The sequence below is a fragment of the uncultured Virgibacillus sp. genome, from assembly GCF_947495635.1.
In the GTDB taxonomy this organism is placed as follows: Bacteria; Bacillota; Bacilli; order Bacillales; family Amphibacillaceae; genus Virgibacillus; species Virgibacillus salarius.
Genome location: NZ_CANMAB010000086.1, coordinates 1 through 18,624 on the forward strand (window position 1 = coordinate 1; position 18,624 = coordinate 18,624).

Genomic DNA, 18,624 nt, shown 5'->3' on the forward strand with positions numbered 1-18,624 from the left:
AACGTGTTCTTCTTTGCAAAGTTAGTTGAAGCCGTGCCCGCGGAAAGCGAAGTAATTAGTCGGAGCATTGCCAATATGCATCAAACATTTCAAAATAACTACTTGGCTTAACGCAGTCATTGTACTGATTTTATACTTTCTTAACTTATAAGAAAACCTTGGCTTTTCGCCAAGTAATTGCGAAAACCTTAGTTTCTACATATACATTGTACTTAAAAATGTTCGCTACGTTGCTTAGTCGACTAAGCTAAAGTTTTATATCTTCCTAACGTGAAGAGCAAAAGCGTAAGCACCCGATTAGAAACATAGCGACTGGAGCGAGTCAATGGAGATAAAGAAATTATGGTGTGCTTTTCTAGCCAATGATGACTTATCGCAGAAAGATTCGTGAAGTCGCTTAGTTTCTGGGCTCTGGAGCTAGGCGCGACCCAACACGCCCATATCCACATGGACAAATTTTATAATTCCTAGACAAAAAAGTAAGGCTGGAGGAATCACCAGCCTTACTATTATAACTTATTTGAATGATGCATAACCATCATCAAGCATAACAATACTTCCATTAATAACATCTGCTTCTTTTAGTGATAGTAAATAGACAGCATTAGCAATGGCCTCTGGTTGAATCAACTGCTCGCGCATTTGCTGTTTCTTCAAATGTTCCAACATCCCTTTATCTTTATAACCTTGAATAATTGGCGTATCAACCCCACCTGGAGCAACACCAACTACGCGAATAGCAAATGGTGCGAGCTCTAGTGCTGCAGTTTGTGTCATCATTCGTACTGCACCCTTACTTGCTTGATAAGCAAATGTACCTTTATTTGCCATATAACCGAATACGGAAGCAGTGTTAATAATAACACCATTTACATTCAATTCCTTCATTTTACGACCTGCTGCGAAGATTCCATATGCCACACCGTGTTGATTCACACCTATTGTTTTATGATAAGAATCTATATTCGGCTCAAGGATTGATCCCATATCGCCAATTCCAGCATTATTAAACATTACATCTATGGATCCATATAACTCCACTGCTTTATCCACTAGGTTTTGTACGTCCTCTTGTTTGGAAACATCTGTTTTTATGAATGTAGCTTTACCGCCATCTTTAGTAATTTGCTTAGCTATATCTTGACCACTTCCATTCAAATCAGCAACTACTACCTTATCCCCTTCTCGCGCAAATTTTAACGCAGTTGCACGTCCAATTCCACTTGCGGCACCTGTTATAACTACTACTCTATCTGCCATCAAAGACACCCCTTTATCTTATTCATTAAAAAGTAAGTAAGTATTCACTTACTTTTTATAATGCTAGCATACTCCTTTTTTTACAGATAAGCAATTATGTGAACTGGATAACCTAATGATGGCGATATCATTTTGAGGGTGAATTATATACGGAATAAACAGTAATAGAAAAGTGCAAGCGCAATTTGAGAAGGTAGCCTATCATCCATCAACCCAAATTAGCAGCTTGCACGTAATAAAAATTTTTTCATATAGCTGATAGTAAGCCCTCCGTTTCAATAGTTCGAGTAGTCGCATTGTCGACTACTAGTAAAGCGTTGATTCGTTTTGGCCTACATAGAATTATAATATAAAGATTGTTGCTAGTAGCGGACCACTTTCGTTATACATCAGAAGGACTAACCTTAACTTTATTTTTTAAAGATTCCTTTCAACACAAAGGCAACGTTGGCAGGTCGTTCTGCTAAGCGGCGCATATTATATCCAAACCAATCGTCACCATAAGGCATATAAACGCGCACCTTATACCCCTCTTCAATCAATCGTTCTTGAAGTTCAATTCGGATACCATACAACATTTGAAACTCAAATTGATCTCTGGGAATAGCATGTGTTTTTTCCAGTTCTTTTGTATATGCAATAATATCATCATCATGTGTAGCTACAGCTGTGTAGTTACCATTTAACAGATTCTTCTTAATGATCTTTTTATAATTCTCATCGACATCCTGTTTATTTGGAAAGGCAACCTTTTCGGATTCTTTATAAGCACCTTTTACAAGCCGCAAATATGGGTTAAACTCATTTAGTGCATCTAAATCCTCTTCTACACGATAAAGATAAGCTTGTAGTACCGTTCCAAGATTATCAAATTCCTGCCTCAATGATTTAAAAATGGTTAACGTTTGTTCCGTTCGTTCATAATCTTCCATATCAATTGTAACAATGACTCCATACTCTTTCCCTGTCTGTAGTATTCTACGCATATTTCCCATGACAAGCTCATAAGAAATATCCATACCAAGTGAGGTTAATTTCAACGACAATTGTGCATTCAGATCTTTTTCCGCAATGACCTTAATTGCATGAATGCATTCCTCAGTAGATTGCCTCGCTTCTTCTTCATTGTCAATGAATTCTCCCAAGTGATCGACAGTTACTTCAAACCCCTTATCGTTTAATTCTTTAATCTTCTCAGCTGCACCATTAATATCTACTCCTGCGACAAATCGTGATGCTCCAAACCGAAAACCGTATTTCTTTGCTGCTTTCGTTAGTGGTTTATTATTTGATAAAAATAAAAAGAAATTACGCATGATTTGTTCCACGTTGATCCTCCCCCAAACTTCACTAATTTTCTAAAAAATATGTTCAAAAGATCAGGTAAAAAGGAATTCGCTCTTCCTTTTTACCTTTCTTTTTGAACATGCATTTCCACTTCATTATTTGTAAAGCATTGCAGGAAAGATAGTTAATGTATTATTTACAGCATTTCAGAACTTGTTTTACCTTGCATATGATGGATAAGATAATCTGGTCCACCTGCTTTTGAATCTGTTCCAGACATGTTAAATCCACCAAATGGCTGATAGCCTACAATGGCTGCTGTACAACCGCGATTGAAGTACAGGTTACCTACATGAAAATCCTGACGTGCTTGTTCTTGATGCGTACGATTATTTGTAATTACTGCACCAGTTAAGCCATACTCGGTATTGTTGGCTATATCAATGGCCTCATCAAAACTTTTCGCCTTCGTTAATGCAACCACAGGTCCAAATATTTCTTCTTGCATGATACGAGCCTCTGGATCAACATCTCCAAACACCGTTGGATTTACAAACCAGCCTTTGCTGTCGTCACCTGTACCACCGACTAATAAGTCTCCTTCTTTCTTCCCAACCTCGATATAATCCATAATTTTATCATAAGCTCCTTGATCAATGACCGGACCCATGAAATGGGAATTATCATAAGGATTTCCTGCCGATAACTCGCTGGTAAGTTCTACAACTCTATTTTTCACTTCATCATAGACATCTTCATGAATGACAGCGCGAGAACATGCTGAACATTTCTGTCCAGAAAATCCAAAAGCGGATTGTACAATTGATTCAGCTGCTAATTCTAAATCTGCTTCATTATCAACAACAATAGTATCTTTTCCACCCATTTCAATAATTGTTCGTTTCAACCATTTCTGACCTTCTTGTACTTTTGCCGCACGTTCAAAAATACGGGTACCTACATCACGAGAACCAGTAAAACTTATGAAACGCGTACGTGGGTGATCAACTAAATAATCGCCTACTTCTTTCCCAGGACCAGGAATGTAGTTAATAACTCCTGCTGGCATTCCTGCTTCTTCCAATACTTCCATCAGTTTATAAGCGATAACTGGAGTCGCACTTGCTGGTTTCAATAAAACGGTATTTCCAGTTACCATTGCTGCTACAGTAGTACCTGCCATAATCGCAAACAAGAAGTTCCAAGGAGAAATAACCACACCTACGCCTAATGGAATGTAATGATATTGGTTATATTCAATTGGACGGCTATTCACTTTAACTCCATCTTTTAATTCAAGCATTTGACGTCCGTAATATTCTAGGAAATCAATAGCTTCTGCTGTATCTGCATCTGCTTCCTTCCATGGTTTACCGCCTTCTTTGATTAAATGGGCAGTGAACTCATGCTTTCTGCGACGAATGATCGCAGCAGATCTAAATAAGATATCTGCACGGAATTTCGGATCCGATTTTCTCCAAGTTTCAAACGTTTTATCTGCAACTTGCATTGCTTTCTCAGCTAATTCTTTATTTGCTTTAGAAACATAGCCAATTACTTCCTCTTTATCGGCAGGATTAACAGAAACGATTTTTTCCTCTGTTGTAATACGTTCACCACCAATAATTAATGGGTATTCCTTACCTAAATCCTTCTCTACCTTTTTCAATGCAGCTAGCATTTGCTGTCTATTCTCTTCCACCGTAAAATCTGTAAAGGGTTCATGTGTATAAGGTACGACCATGTATAAAAACCTCCTAAATATAGTTTACTAGTTTCCAATTATTGAAAACGTTTTCAACATCAATGAAAATAATCAACCCTTAAGCGTATACATTGCTCATTAATTTAACTATTACTGTAATCAATAAGATGGCTAGCCTGTTACGGGTTGTTCATTAATGCTCAGAAGAAACTCTAAAAGCTAAAGCTGTTGTGAAATTTGAACTAAGAAAATTTTCTAATAATTTAAAGCGAAACTATCTAATAATTTAAAGCGAAACTATTTAAGTATTACTTAAATTATGTTTAAATAAATTATAAGATATTTTTTGCTTTTTCGTCAACTGTTTTCTCATACAATTCTATAAAACTAGGCAAAAAGGACTATCAAAATATTCACAAAGTCTAAGCTGATCTTTTATATCTACAAGTTATCAATTGGGATAAGGGGAGAAATAAACCATGAACCACACACAAAACCTTGGAAGTAAAGTGAAGAACCTACGAAAACAAAAAAAGTTAACACTAAAACAAGTTTCTGAAAAAACCGGACTTTCCATTAGTTTTTTATCACAATTGGAGCATTCCAAAACTTCTGCTACCCTTCTATCTTTAAAACGAATTTCTGAAGCACTTGGAGTGAATCCAAGTTATTTCTTCTCATCATCTATGGATAACTCACGATCAGCAATCACAAGAAATATTGTTGATATGGCAAACTTAACTGAAAATCGATTTATTTATAAGGATTTAACCGGAGGAATGGAGAACCCACTTTTTGTTCCGAATCTTATCATTCTTAACCCAGGAGATAATCGAGGCAATAATTTTTCACACAAAGGACAGGAGTTTCTATATGTGTTAGAAGGCACGCTTACCATTGAAGTTGATTATGAGGAAGCCATTTTACAACCATATGATTGTATATTCTTAGATTCTTCAACACCACATAATTGGTATAATTATACGGACAAACCAATAAAGTTCCTATGTATTTCTTCCAGAGAATAGATATTCCATAAAGTACATGTTGATACAGCAATCTAGACCTTTGAATACTCCTGTTGGGGTGGCTGCCGTGTAAAGCCTAAAATAATTGGATTCATCCACAGGAGTCGGTCAGCCAAATCAGTTGCTCAAGAGGAGGCTGTCTTTTGGGACAGCTCCTTGTCTGATTACAAATGATTATCGATAAACACTGTTAGTACCCTCGCTGGTTCATTATTAACGGGAATAAATAAATGTGACTTATTTCCTTTAAAAAAAGCACTATCTCCTTTTTCCATGTAATGCTTCTCATCTTCATAAAGTAAATGGATAGCTCCCTCTAAAATATAAATAAACTCATCTTGGGAGTGCGTATAGGTCTCTTCGCGGACATTCATATCCCGAGGAGTTACATGAACAATAGTAGGTTCAATTCCTGTAAACCGCGAACGATTTGCCAGCAATTCATAGGAGTAACCCATATTCTCATCACCTACTTTAAATTGCCGTTCTGTATGAGGGAGTAAAACAAGATCTCGATCATCATGATCATCCAAAATCCAGGTTAGTGGTACTTCTAATTCTTCACTAATTTTGGATAAAGTGGCAATTGCTGAAGCTGTCTGTCCATTTTCAATTTTAGATAAAAGGCTTTTGGAGATTCCACATGCTTCCGCTACCTGCTGTTGTGTTTTTTTCATACGCAAGCGCATTTGCTTAATTTTCTTACCTATATTATTAAGATTTATTGCAATTCTCTCCTTCCGCTAGTGGTCACACGTTCTATAAACTTCTTTAATGATAGAATAGAACGAAACTATCGTCAATCCGAACATACAGATAATCACTGCCTATAGATTTAATCACATACAAGCAGAGTGTGCTGTTTTTTTAGCTAGTTCTGTTTACTTTGCTAATATTAACGGGTCAAAGCACCCTTCCTTTCGTTAGGTAACATCACCATTTAAAAAAATGAATGATAAAGCACCCAACTACATTCCGAATATACTGATATGCTCGAAAGGTAATTCGGAGTTACTTTATCTTCATTCATTCAAAATGGTTTAATATAAGCGGCTACTAATATGCTTTCTTACTTCCACACATCCTTAGCGATATCTACTACATGTCTAACCTTATTCCATTGCTCTTCTTCTGTTATCAGATTACCTTCTTCTGTAGAAGCGAAACCGCATTGCGGACTAAGACAGAGCTGTTCATACGGAAGGTAGTTAGCAGCTTCAGCAATACGTTTCTTAATAACATCTTTATCTTCCAGCTCTGGGAACTTAGAAGTAACTAATCCTAAGACTACACAAAGATCATCTCTGTTCACATAGGATAAAGGCTCGAAACCTCCAGATCGCTCGTCATCAAATTCAAGGAAAAGCCCGTCCACATTCAACCCAGCGAAAATGGTTTCAGAAACAGCATCATAAGAACCTGTACTGAAATAATGGGAACGATAATTGCCTCGACAAATATGCATGGTGATAAGTAAATCTTTAGGCCTTTCAGCAATCGATTCATTAATCACACGTTTGCAAATATCCCTTAGTTTTTCTGGATTCATGCCCTTTGCTTGCAGTGAGGAAATCCCTTCTTCTGATAGAAAGGATGCCCATGATGTGTCATCTAACTGAAGGTAACGACAACCTGCATCATAAAATGCCTGAATTGCTTGTTGATAAGCCATAATCACATCTGGAACAAGGTCTTCGATTGTTTGATAAATATCTGTATCAAATCCAGCACGAACGAGTAACATGTTCGGACTTGGGATCGTCTGTTTGGCAACATGACGGTTCCCTACCACTTCATTCAGAAACTTAAAATCTGCGAGAAATGGATGCTCTTTATTAAACTCCACCTTTCCAGTAACATGAATGGAATGCTTTTTTGTCTCAATTCCAGCAAATTTCAAGCCATTATTTGGCTCAAATCCCTCAACACCACTTAAATTCTCTAAAAAGTCGAAATGCCACCAAGAACGCCGAAGTTCTCCATCGGTTATAGCCATTAGCCCAGCTGCCTTTTGTTTCTCTACTAGCTTAATAATTTCTGCATCTTCAATTGCTCTTCGTTGTTTTTCACTAATTTCTCCTTTAGCATATTGAGATCTCGCGTGCTTGATACGATCTGTTCTTAGAAAGCTACCTACATGATCTCCTTTGAAAGGTGCTATTCGTTCTACTGCTGTTGTCAATGTATCCACTCCTTTATAGTTATAAAAAGGCTGAGACAAAAGAATGAAGAAACAATTAAAAACGAACAATGATTGGTTGAAAATTAATTATCGTTCGTATTGATCAGAATCATTCATTTAGCACCTGAAATAAGCGAGACTCCGGCCGTAACACCACGAGTCCGAAGATCCACTAGAAAAAGCGTTTTCCTTACCAAGTTAGCTGAGACCGTTCCCGCGGAAAGCGAGTATATTTCACGATGCTGGAATGATACTCCTATTGATAACATGATTATTCGTATTTTGAGTAAATAAGTGTGTTTTGCCTCAGCCTCGTTAAAAAGAACCCTTCTGCTAAGAAGGGCTCTTTTGTATACATACATCGTCACCTTCTCATCTTTCAAGTTTATAAAACTTGCTAGAAGTAGCACCTTATTTATAAAACAGGTTGCTGAGGTGTCTTCAGGCTAGTCCCTCGACCTCTCTAGATAAGAATATTATGTAATTATTTAAATAATTAAAACTATCATAGCAATTCTATTAAAAAATAGCAAAAGATTCCTCACACTATTTAATAACTGCTGTCCATTTCACCCTTTCTAATAGCTTTATTGACATCTAATAATCAACAGATTCACCTATTATGAGGAAGCATGTAGTGATTATGTCTTTCTGCAAAAGCTACGTATGAAAAATCGACTTTTTACAAATGGTAATTATAGCTTTTATTCATTTTTTCAACCTTATACTAGATATCAAACCATCCATTTAGAGGAGGCTGTACGATGGATCACACCTGGTTCTCCCTCATTCCCTTTACTATTGTTATTGCTTTAGCTATATGGCAAAAAAGACTTCTTCCTGGACTAGTGCTGGGACTCCTTGTAGGTGCTTTTCTGTTAGAATTCAGCGTATTAAACGGAACAAAAGAAGCCGTAAACTATCTCATAACGACATTGGCAGATCCAGGGAATATTAATATTATCGCCTTTTTATATTTATTTGGCGGATTGATTGGTATGATGCAAATTTCTGGAGGAGTTAAAGGATTTTCTGAGTGGGTTGGTGACAAAATTCAATCCGAACGAGGACTTCTAGTTGTCATCTGGTTGACCCTACCTTTTACATTTATGATGCCGATGTTTCGAATAATGATGATTGGACCCGTGGTAAAATCCTTACTTAAAAAGGTGAACATGTCTCACTGGAAAGTAGGGTTCACGATGGATGTATCCACCAGTTCCGTTATCGTATTATTACCAGCTGCCACTGCTTTCGTCGGTTTCATGGTTTCCCTTATTGAAGGGGGAATTCAAAAACATAATCTGGAAGCAGATGCCTATCAAGTATTTTTGTACAGTATTCCATTTAACTTTTTTGCAATTGTAATGCTGATCATTGGACTAATTAGGACATTCTGGTCCAAGCCCAGCAAAAAGCAAACCAACAAAGATCAAAACATGCAACAGACAGATGAACATCACCGCATAGGAATTAAAAAAGAGCTATCCATGGTGAAAGCGCAGCCTTGGAATTTAATTGTTCCTTTGTTTTTATTGCTTGGTCTAACCTTATTTTTATTATGGCAAAACGGCGTAGAAAAAGGAGCTACCGGAATATTTAATGCCTTTGCAAAAGCGGATGCTACCTTTGTTATCTTACTTGCCGTATTTATTACACTCATCATCACGTTTATTTTCTATATGTTAAGGGACCAAAAACTAAGTGAAACCATTTACCACTTTTATGATGGTGGAAACCAACTCATGGAGGCAATTATTCTTCTGGTACTAGTATGGTCCTTATCTTTTGTTGCAGAAGACCTTGGGTTTTCCAAATTTATCGAGGCGACAATTGGCAGTTTTCTTCCTGCATTTACTATTCCAGCTATTGTTTTTTTAGTAGGTTCAGCTGTCAGCTATTTCCTAGGTTCATCCTTTGGAACATGGGGGATATTTATGCCACTGGGGATTGCTCTGGCAACTTCAACAGGAGCTTCATTACCGATGACAGTTGGTGCCGTATTTGCAAGCGGTTCATTTGGAGCAATGACCTCTCCGCTAGGCGACACTACCATTACAACGGCATCTATTCTAGAAGTTCCTCTTGTCGAATATGCACAGTATAAATTAAAAATTGTATCCATAGGCGTAGGTATTGCAGCAGCTTTGTACTTAGTAGTAGCATATTTTATTTAATAGGAAAAGGAAGAGGAGACTGGCCACAACCTATTGTATAGATGGAGGCAAGTCTCCTTCCTGAGAAGAAACGTCAAAGTCTCCTTGATCACCGAGTTGATGAATCGTTTGCTGAATGGTTTAGAGGGTGATGTTACTTACTGAAAGACGTATAAAGTAAAATGGGGGATTTTTGTTCCTCCACTGATGTTAGTACCACAAAGATATGACCTAAATCCCTTTGAACCATTCGGACATTTACTGGCAGTGGCAGTCGATCACTCACTTATTCATATTGTTTTCACTTTATTGCTTGAAGTGGAGATATTACTGCCAATTATATAGGCGATAAACTCTTGCTTCATATGGTTTTAAAACCATATTCTTCAGTTGCTCTTCGTTCTCTACATCGTAATTGCTGATTAACAACTTTGCTGATGAAACTATCAGAGTTTCTGTCACGTTGACATCAGCTTCTTCTTCAAATAAATTCACAAGAATTAACATTTGCTGATCTCCATCCGTTCTGGTATAGCCATACACCTGATCATGATCTGCTAAGACCAGGTTGTAACTTCCATAAATAAATGCAGAATATTGCTTCCTAATGTGTATCAATTGTTTGTAATAATGGTAAATGGATGTTGGATCAGCCAGTTGATCGGAAACATTGATTCTTCTATAATTCGGATTGACCTTCATCCAAGGTTGTCCTGTTGTAAAACCAGCATTTTCCTTGCCATTCCACTGCATAGGCGTTCTCGAATTATCTCTTCCTTTTTCCCAAATGATCTCCATGATTTCTTGATGACTTGTGCCTTTTTCAATTTCTTCAGCATACAGATTTTTCATAGCCACATCGTTATAATCTTCAATCGCTGGAAATTGAACATTTGTCATCCCTATTTCCTGTCCCTGATAAATAAATGGTGTACCCTGCATAAGAAAATATAGCGTAGCTAATCCCTTTGCCGAAACCTTCCAATATTCATCATCATTCCCCCAACTCGAAACGGAACGAGTCTGATCATGGTTTTCGAGGAATAATGCATTCCAGCCGACTCCCTCAAGCCCCTTTTGCCATTTAGTTAATGTTTCTTTTAAGGCATGGATGTCTAATCCACCAGTAATACTTTTCCCCCAAAGATCCAAGTGTTCAAATTGGAAGACCATATTAAATTTACCCTTCTCTTCGCCAACCCAAAGTGCAGCGTCCTCCATCGTGACGCCATTCGCTTCTCCAACAGTCATAATGTCATATTGATCAAAGGTTTCATTTTTTAATTCTTGTAAAAATACATGAATTCCTTCTCGATTCATATGACCTGCAAATGACGGAACATATTTTCTGTTATCTGGATTTGGCATATCTGGGAAACCAGGTACTTTTTTGATATGGGATATCGCATCAACACGAAAACCATCAATACCTTTATCAAGCCACCAATTAACCATGCTATACAACGATTGGCGTACTGCTGGATTTTCCCAATTCAGATCTGGCTGTTTCCGAGAAAAGACATGCAAATAATAACTTTCTGTTCTGTCGTCATACTCCCAAGCAGAACCACCAAATATAGATTCCCAGTTATTTGGCTCGGTTCCATTTTTACCTTCTTGCCAAATATAATAATCACGATAGGGATTATTTTTTGAAGACCTAGATTCTATAAACCACGGATGTTCATCAGATGTATGATTGATTACTAGATCCATAATCAATTTCATTCCCCGCTGATGAACTTCTTCTAATAACTGGTCAAAGTCATTCATTGTACCGAATTCAGACATAATCGCTTGATAGTCACTAATATCATAACCATTGTCATCATTTGGTGATTGATAGACAGGACTAAGCCAAATCACATCAATACCCAATCCCTCTAAATAATCTAATTTGGAAATAACACCTTGAATGTCTCCAATTCCATCCCCATCAGCATCCATAAAGCTACGAGGATATACTTGATAGGCAACCGCTTCTTTCCACCATACTTTTTTCATCATTGTATACTCCTTCATTGTTCAATTGTTAACATATAATGTAGTCTACCAATCAGCTACATTGACCTCGATTGCAAAATGATCGGATACCACTGGTTTATTAATACCATTCAAAATAACTCTCGACGTAAGAATTTCTACCTTTTTAGAGGAAAAAATAAAATCAATTCGCTTCTTATCTGAATGATTTTCCCAGCCTGCAATCTCACCTAGAACCGTTACACCAGAATCCTTATGTTTAGCTAGTTGATACGTATCAAAATAGCCAAAGTCCTGAACATAATCATACCCTTCACCAGCAATCCCCGCCGGATTATTAAAGTCACCCATTAAAAAATGTGGTCTTTCTTGATTAATTCGTGCAACTAACCGATCCATTTGGGAACGAAAAGGCTCCTCTTCATCCTGCCACCAGCCTAAATGACAAGCGTAAAATGCAGTTGATATACCTTTATAATTAACCGTCATTCCAACTACTTTACGTGTTTTCCAATAAGATGTATCTTGACTGCAACTGACAAAGAATGATTCACGCTGGAGAACAGGGTGCTTTGTTAACAAAGCTACCCCTTCCTCGAAACACTCATAACCAATATGTGAAATATCCCATTCATAGTCATACATCGATCCTAATTCCTTCAGCTTTTGCACAAGCAAAAACCCGAAATTATTAGCTTTTAACTTACCTTTAACCATTTCTGCAGTGATCAATTGACTTACTTCCTGTAAAGCGACTACATCATAGGATTGCTCATGAATTACAGCGGCAAGTATGTCCAGCTTTTTCCATTGATCCGCCTCCTGCCAAGAATGACAGTTAAGTGTCAATAGCTTCATTGGTTATCCTCCAAATAATCCTGTACTTTTGACTTTAGAACGTCGGCTTTTGGACCATATATTGCTTGAACGCCTGAATCTTTTTTCACTAGCCCCATAGCTCCAGTCTTTTTCCAATCCGTTTCTGACGCTACATCAGCTACATCCTTAACCGATACACGTAATCTAGTCATACATGCATCAACTTCGAGAATATTTTCCTGACCACCAAGCAACCGAATAATTTCTGCAATTTCGTTATCTTCAGCTGATTTATGAATAGAAGAATTTTGTTTTTCCTTATCTTTTTCAACAGTCGTATCATCATCTGAGTAATTTCCAGCACGTCCAGGAGTGGGAAGATTCATCTTCTGAATAATAAAGTTAAATAAGAAATAGCTAATTACAAAGAAAACGATACAGGTAATGACAAAGTTAATGATATCTCCAACAAGACCAGCGTTTATTGCCATCGGTAGTCGTGTGGCTAATTCAACTAGTCCAAACGAGTGTAGTCTCAAATCAATTAAATCAACCATCGCAAAGCTTAAACCAGCAATTACCGCATATACAAAATACAATAAAGGTGCTGCGAACATAAACATGAATTCAATCGGCTCCGTTACACCAGTAATAAATACAGCTAGTCCTGCAGAGAAAAACATTGATTTATATTTTGTTAGCTTATCTTTATCCACATTACGATACATTGCAAGTGCAGCACCAATTAAAACGGCACTTGATAAAATCATTTGCCCCATCTTAAACCTTGCCGGTGTCACTTCTTGTAATAAACTGTTGTATGCTTGCATATCTCCAGCTGCTTGCAGGTTTACTAAATCTGAAACCCAAGCAAGCCAAAGTGGATCCTGACCTGCAACTACTTCTCCTACAGATGCACCTGTCATAATCGTGTAGGTTCCACCTAGCTCTGTATAATTAATCGGTACTGTCAACATATGATGTAATCCAAACGGTAAAAGCAAACGCTCCAGCATTCCAAAAGCGAAAGGTGCTAGAAATGGTGCTGAATCCTTTGAATTCGCCAACCAGATACCAAATTCATTAATTACCCCCTGAATAAATGGCCATAAAACAGACATAATGAGTGCAATAATTACAGACCAAAGAATAACGACAAAGGGTACAAAGCGTTTTCCATTAAAGAATGAGAGAGCTTGTGGTAAGCGGTTGAAATTATAATATTTGTTATAAATCGTTGCACCTACAAATCCAGAAATAATCCCAATAAATACTCCCATATTAAGCGCGGGTGCACCTAATATAGAAGTAAAATAATTATCAATGATTAATTCACTTCCAAATAAAGAATTTACTGTTGCTCTGGGTTCAGTGAACATATCACTAGTTACTCCAAATACCACACCAGTAATTCGGTTTATCAAAATAAACGCTAGTAATGCTGCAAAGGCTCCGCCAGCTTTTTCCTTAGCCGATGAGCCACCAATGGCTACCGCAAATAAAATATGCAAGTTATTAATAATTGCCCACCCGATATCTTCCATTACTCGGCCAATCACTAGCAAAAATGAAAAATCGTTCATTGTCATGCCGATTACTTTCCCTAATGAAATCATGATTCCAGCAGCAGGCATAACCGCAACAACGACTAACAATGCTTTTCCAAGCTTTTGCCAGAAATCAAATGAAAACATGTTCTTCATGCTGTTTTCCCTCCTCAAATTTCTTTAGCATCCCAATTTTGATGCAAACGTTTTCGTAAATAAACCTATTCATTTTCCTTATAAAAAGATAGCAAAGGAGATGAATGTAAACACTTTCATTCCATGAATATAGTAATTATACATACTGATCTGAACTGAAATGCTCCATGCATCATTAGTGCAAACGTTTGCATTATTTATATAAACATAGTATAGTAGAATTGAAAGAAGGTCAAGTACCTAAACACTATTTTTTACGATAACTTAAGCAAGGATGGGGAAAACACTGTTAAAAAAACTGTAAGAATAAAGTAGCGCCTCAAAATATCAATCTTTATGCACCGGTAGACGGAAATGTAATTGGTTTAGAAGAAGTACCTGATCCTGTATTTCCCGAAAAATAATGGGTGATGGGATTGTTTTTAACCCAAAAAAAATGGAATTATTTTATCTCCAGTTAATGGGAGAATCATTCAGGTCTTCCTTACTAAGCATGCTCTTGGGATGCGTACAGATAACGGTGTTGAACTATTGATTCATATTGGTCTAGAAGCAGTTCAACTAAAGGGGAAAGGATTCACTTTCTATGTGAAAGAAGGTGATAATGTTTCCGCTGGAGGTAAGTTAATCGATTTTGATATAGTTGAGGAACAAGCAAGTAGTACGATCATTCCTTTAGTTCTAACCAACACAAAGGAAATGACTCGGATCAAGACTGTGACAACCAGTGAGGTCATAGGAGGTAAGGGTCTAGTATCGTTAGTAAGCAAATAAACCTAAATAAAATATCATAGGGGGGCGAATTTAAATATCGAAAGGCGATTAAGTGAAAGTGTGTTTGTTTATCCCCCACTTACCACTATTGATTTCACTTTATTGCTGAAGTGGGGGTATTACTGCCAGTTATATGCGCCATAAATTTTTCTTTCATCACAATTTAAGTTATAGGGTTCTTTTGTGGGCTCAGCTAACACTGCTACTCATATTTTATTTAGCAACGTGAAGCTTCAGAGCCACTCATATGTTTTGTTCAGATTGACTAACGATTTTATCTCGATAGGAATGTTTACCATTTCACGATAAAACTCCAAACTACTATTCAAGAATATTTTATTAGTGTTATAGTAGTTATCAGAATTTCTTTTGTTTTGCCCTTGTTCTTGCTTTACACGGTCTTCTTGAAATTACTCAATTGGTAAGCGAGTGCTTTACTAGGAAGTCTCTTGCCTAATTTATCTTGAATATATAAAGCTGCTTGTTGAATTTTTTCTTCTTTTATTCCAGTTTCAATTCCTAACCCATGTAGCAAATAAAGGACATCATTCGTAGCGACATTACCAGCTGCGCCTTTTGCATACGGACAACCCCCTAATCCACCAACAGAGCTATCAAAGCGAGTAATTCCATATTGGATTGATGTCATGATATTTGCGATTGCCATTCCTCTAGTATCATGAAAGTGCATAATAATTTTTTCTTGAGAATAACGAGATAAGACGTGATCTAATAATGCTTCTACTTGACTTGGAACTGCAGAGCCAATCGTATCTCCTAACGAAATCGAATCAACACCATAATCAAATAATTGATCACAAACTGCGACCGCTTGTTCTGGAGAAATTCTTCCTTCATATGGACAATCAAAAACGGTAGATATATAACCGGTTACGAATTTTCCAGCAGTCTTTGCCTCTTGAATAACTTTTTTCAAGACTGGGTAGGTTTCATCTATTGATTTATTAATATTCTTTTGATTATGTGTTTCGCTAGCTGACATAAAGACGGAAGCTGCATCAATTCCTGTTTCCAGCGCATGGTCTAAACCTTTTAAATTAGGAACTAGTGCAGAGTAGGACACATTTGGATTTCGCTTTATCCTTCTTCCAACGTCACGTGCATCTGCCAAGGCAGGAATCCACTTAGGATGTACAAAGGATGAATATTCTATTTCCTGCACACCAGATTCAGATAGCATGTTGATCCATTTTATCTTATCATCGGTATCAATAAATACATTTTCATTTTGCAATCCGTCCCTAGGACCAACCTCTTTTAACTGGACATGTTTAGGATACTGACACATGCTTCCCCCTCCAATTTTTAAATGAATTTTTATAGAACCTACTTACGAAAAGGTTATTATTATCACTGTATGCCATCCTGATCATTTCAGTGCACGAAAAGTATGCGCTTTCATAATTATAGGTTAAAAGATCATTCATTATATCTATATTAGACCAAGTTTCATTTCATTCAACTTTGTTGAATAAAGTATATTATAAAAATTCAGTAAAAGTCAAATAAATACTAACCTAAATGAGGGGTCTGTTCAATAAAATAGCTTATATAAAGAGCGAACCAATCGTTATAATATCATCACTGCATTTATTCTTTCAGCATTAATTGAGCAACTAGATCGAAGTAAAAGGAAGTTTCTTCCTTTCATTATATTTTGGTTTATCTTTACGTATTTGGCTCATACTACCATCATGATTAAATCTGACGAAATGGAGTTGGAGAGAATGGATTCTATTAAGACTAAATTAATTGAATACAAAGAAGGTGTTGGGAAATTCACCGAAAAAATGCCTGAATTTGCGAAGACGTATACATCCTTTACAGAAGCATGCTTCTCAGAACGTGCATTATCTAAAAAAATGAAGCAATTAATGGCGCTAGGTATTAGCATCCATGCCCAAGATGAATATTGTATTATTTATCATACTAAAGGTTGCTTAGACCAAGGTTGCACAGAAGATGAAATTCTCGATGCGATTTGTGTAGCTGCTGCTTTTGGTGGTGGTCCTTCAATAAGCCAAGGAGTTACATTAGTTCAAGCATGCATTGATGAATTGAATCAATAGTTGATTGATTTTGAGGCTGGGACAAAACACAACTTCTTTACTCAAAATACGAATAATCATGTTATCAATAGGAGGAGCTTCGGACTCGTGCTGTTCCTGCCGGAGTCTCGCTTATTTCAGGTGCTAAATGAATGATTATAATCAAAAAGCGAAAAGATAATTAGTTTAAACTAATTAGCGTTCGTTTTTTATTGTTTCTTCATTCTTTTGTCTCAGCCTCTTTATCGGACCACATTTTAGCTTTTCATTTTTCCTCAATTATTCCACATTTATCACATACTCATTCCATCTTCTTTGTTTACTATTAGTAGTGTGCTTCCATCTAAGCACAGCCAACTAACTATTTTGATTATATTAGAAAGACGGTGAAAAACAATGGAATTGCTTAGTCTAAATGGGTTGTCTCACATTGTCGGTGTTCCAAAGCACACTGCATCAACCTGGATTGAGGAATTTAACATGTACGTACCAAAGACACAGCAGCAAGATGACATGTATTATCTTCCGGAAGCAATTGACGTTTTGAAATTCATAAAAAAATGCAAGTACCAGCAATATAATAAAACTGACATTGAAAAAAGATTAGCAGATAGAAGCTTTCCAATTAGGGTAGAAAGCACCATTGAAGATGTACAGCAAGCATTTGATCAAGGAAGCTACAAAGAAAACATCTTGACAGTTATGCAAACAATTGGACTGACAGTATCCAATGTTGCAAACCAAGAGAAGTCGATACTAGCTTTACAAGAAGAACAAGCTAGGCGAGCAAAAATCGCAGAACAACAGTCAGAAGAAATTAATAAACTCAAACAACAGATTGAGCGATTAAAATATGAACTAACTCCCGGAGAGAAGTACGAAATGAAGAAGGATTCTTTCGCAAGACTTTTTAAATAGCAGCTTTCATCTAATGAATGGAGGAATAATTATGTTTAAACCAGATAAAAAAAAGGCAAAACCAGGAGATGTTATTGAGTTTGTAAAAGATAACTATATTCTTAAGGGACAAGTATTACCATCAAGTTGTAAACGGAGCATTATCGTTGATATTTCGTCGTCAAGTAATTTGCAAAAAATTAGTCATAGCTTTCCTAATACGGTAGTGGCTCATGAAAATTACAGGATCGTAGATAAAGTGCAAAACTAATTTGGTATAGAGACATAATTATAGTCGAATAACAATTTTGTCTTTTCATTGGAATATGAAATAAACCTCCGAACTACTATCCGAATATTCATACTCGGATTATAGTTCGGGTTTTCTTTAATTTCTAACCTTGTCCTATTATCCTTTTTATCATACCTCTTTCATAGATATTTATTAAGGTTAAACAAACTATTTTTCATCGTATAAATTGCTCGTTTGTTCGCCCCTGACATTCTAGTTCCTCTTAAAATTGTCATCTTATCCCCCTTCGATTATCAGTTATTGTTTTAAACTTATGATTATAAAAGCTCTCTCTACGCGGAAAAACCTTACCTATAACTGTAGAGCATTAGCTTACCATCTTATTTGTGAACTACTCCCACCACTTACCACCCTTACGGGTTGCTTGAAGTGGGGCTTCTTGGGTAATCGCCACTTTTGGTAGCTGACGAAATGGACCAAGCTAACCCTCTTGTTCCAAGAGTTTATA

General features: G+C 36.8%; 16 protein-coding genes and 1 riboswitch. Of the genes, 7 read left to right on the top strand and 9 right to left on the bottom strand.

Going from position 1 to position 18,624, the window contains the following annotated elements; genetic code table 11:
- Positions 1-516 precede the first annotated feature (516 nt).
- The 3 genes from Q1A47_RS15850 to pruA form a co-directional block, all read right to left on the bottom strand.
- Positions 517-1,260 (bottom strand): SDR family NAD(P)-dependent oxidoreductase, encoded by a 744-nt coding sequence (locus Q1A47_RS15850; RefSeq protein WP_166530245.1) that lies wholly within the window; start codon positions 1,258-1,260, stop codon positions 517-519.
- A gap of 410 nt (positions 1,261-1,670) precedes the next feature.
- Positions 1,671-2,588, bottom strand: a complete 918-nt coding sequence (locus Q1A47_RS15855) for a proline dehydrogenase family protein (protein ID WP_026679813.1) — start codon at positions 2,586-2,588, stop codon at positions 1,671-1,673.
- A 155-nt stretch (positions 2,589-2,743) separates the two neighbouring features.
- The gene (gene pruA / locus Q1A47_RS15860; RefSeq protein ID WP_026679812.1) at positions 2,744-4,291 is read right to left on the bottom strand and encodes an L-glutamate gamma-semialdehyde dehydrogenase; all 1,548 of its coding nucleotides are present in this window, start codon (positions 4,289-4,291) and stop codon (positions 2,744-2,746) included.
- Positions 4,292-4,731: 440 nt separating this feature from the next.
- Here pruA and Q1A47_RS15865 point away from each other — a divergent pair, with 440 nt between their 5' ends.
- A complete protein-coding gene (locus tag Q1A47_RS15865; RefSeq protein ID WP_026679811.1) occupies positions 4,732-5,280 on the top strand; it encodes a helix-turn-helix domain-containing protein in 549 nt (182 codons plus the stop codon).
- A 164-nt stretch (positions 5,281-5,444) separates the two neighbouring features.
- Here the strand turns inward: Q1A47_RS15865 and Q1A47_RS15870 are convergent, their stop codons facing one another.
- Entirely contained in the window at positions 5,445-6,011 is a 567-nt protein-coding gene (locus Q1A47_RS15870) for an XRE family transcriptional regulator (protein ID WP_308036058.1), read from the bottom strand.
- 338 nt (positions 6,012-6,349) lie between these two features.
- The gene (locus Q1A47_RS15875; protein ID WP_211911254.1) at positions 6,350-7,462 is read right to left on the bottom strand and encodes a 5-methyltetrahydropteroyltriglutamate--homocysteine S-methyltransferase; all 1,113 of its coding nucleotides are present in this window, start codon (positions 7,460-7,462) and stop codon (positions 6,350-6,352) included.
- Between the two features lie 369 nt (positions 7,463-7,831).
- Positions 7,832-7,936, bottom strand: a riboswitch (SAM riboswitch).
- 290 nt (positions 7,937-8,226) lie between these two features.
- Between Q1A47_RS15875 and Q1A47_RS15880 the strand changes: the two genes are divergently transcribed.
- Together Q1A47_RS15880 and Q1A47_RS15885 are read left to right on the top strand one after the other, a co-directional pair.
- Positions 8,227-9,639: a Na+/H+ antiporter NhaC family protein gene (locus tag Q1A47_RS15880; RefSeq protein ID WP_026679807.1), complete on the top strand. Its 1,413-nt coding sequence runs from the start codon at positions 8,227-8,229 to the stop codon at positions 9,637-9,639.
- A gap of 186 nt (positions 9,640-9,825) precedes the next feature.
- Positions 9,826-9,963 (top strand): hypothetical protein, encoded by a 138-nt coding sequence (locus tag Q1A47_RS15885; RefSeq protein WP_205388890.1) that lies wholly within the window; start codon positions 9,826-9,828, stop codon positions 9,961-9,963.
- On the opposite strand, the gene Q1A47_RS15890 is transcribed toward Q1A47_RS15885, so the two are convergent.
- From Q1A47_RS15890 to Q1A47_RS15900, 3 genes are read right to left on the bottom strand one after another with little or no spacing between them, the layout of a single operon-like run.
- On the bottom strand, positions 9,946-11,622 hold the full coding sequence (locus Q1A47_RS15890) for an alpha-glucosidase (RefSeq protein WP_034678361.1): 1,677 nt from the start codon (positions 11,620-11,622) through the stop codon (positions 9,946-9,948). The two genes, Q1A47_RS15885 and Q1A47_RS15890, sit on opposite strands and share 18 nt — an antisense overlap.
- Before the next feature lie 45 nt (positions 11,623-11,667).
- Complete coding sequence (locus tag Q1A47_RS15895; RefSeq protein WP_166530244.1) at positions 11,668-12,459, bottom strand: endonuclease/exonuclease/phosphatase family protein; 792 nt, start codon at positions 12,457-12,459, stop codon at positions 11,668-11,670.
- Complete coding sequence (locus Q1A47_RS15900) at positions 12,456-14,123, bottom strand: PTS transporter subunit IIBC (RefSeq protein WP_299632465.1); 1,668 nt, start codon at positions 14,121-14,123, stop codon at positions 12,456-12,458. Before Q1A47_RS15900 ends, Q1A47_RS15895 begins: the two co-directional genes overlap by 4 nt.
- 471 nt (positions 14,124-14,594) lie before the next feature.
- Here Q1A47_RS15900 and Q1A47_RS15905 point away from each other — a divergent pair, with 471 nt between their 5' ends.
- Entirely contained in the window at positions 14,595-14,897 is a 303-nt protein-coding gene (locus tag Q1A47_RS15905; RefSeq protein WP_240455838.1) for a PTS glucose transporter subunit IIA, read from the top strand.
- Between the two features lie 391 nt (positions 14,898-15,288).
- Here the strand turns inward: Q1A47_RS15905 and Q1A47_RS15910 are convergent, their stop codons facing one another.
- Positions 15,289-16,206, bottom strand: coding sequence for a hydroxymethylglutaryl-CoA lyase (locus Q1A47_RS15910; protein ID WP_026679803.1), 918 nt, complete (start codon positions 16,204-16,206; stop codon positions 15,289-15,291).
- Positions 16,207-16,630: 424 nt separating this feature from the next.
- Here Q1A47_RS15910 and Q1A47_RS15915 point away from each other — a divergent pair, with 424 nt between their 5' ends.
- The 3 genes from Q1A47_RS15915 (at position 16,631) to Q1A47_RS15925 (ending at position 18,134) form a co-directional block, all read left to right on the top strand.
- Entirely contained in the window at positions 16,631-16,987 is a 357-nt protein-coding gene (locus tag Q1A47_RS15915; protein ID WP_026679802.1) for a carboxymuconolactone decarboxylase family protein, read from the top strand.
- Between the two features lie 375 nt (positions 16,988-17,362).
- Positions 17,363-17,884 (top strand): MerR family transcriptional regulator, encoded by a 522-nt coding sequence (locus Q1A47_RS15920; protein WP_026679801.1) that lies wholly within the window; start codon positions 17,363-17,365, stop codon positions 17,882-17,884.
- Positions 17,885-17,915: 31 nt separating this feature from the next.
- Positions 17,916-18,134 (top strand): DUF2187 family protein, encoded by a 219-nt coding sequence (locus Q1A47_RS15925; protein WP_026679800.1) that lies wholly within the window; start codon positions 17,916-17,918, stop codon positions 18,132-18,134.
- Positions 18,135-18,624: the final 490 nt, after the last annotated feature.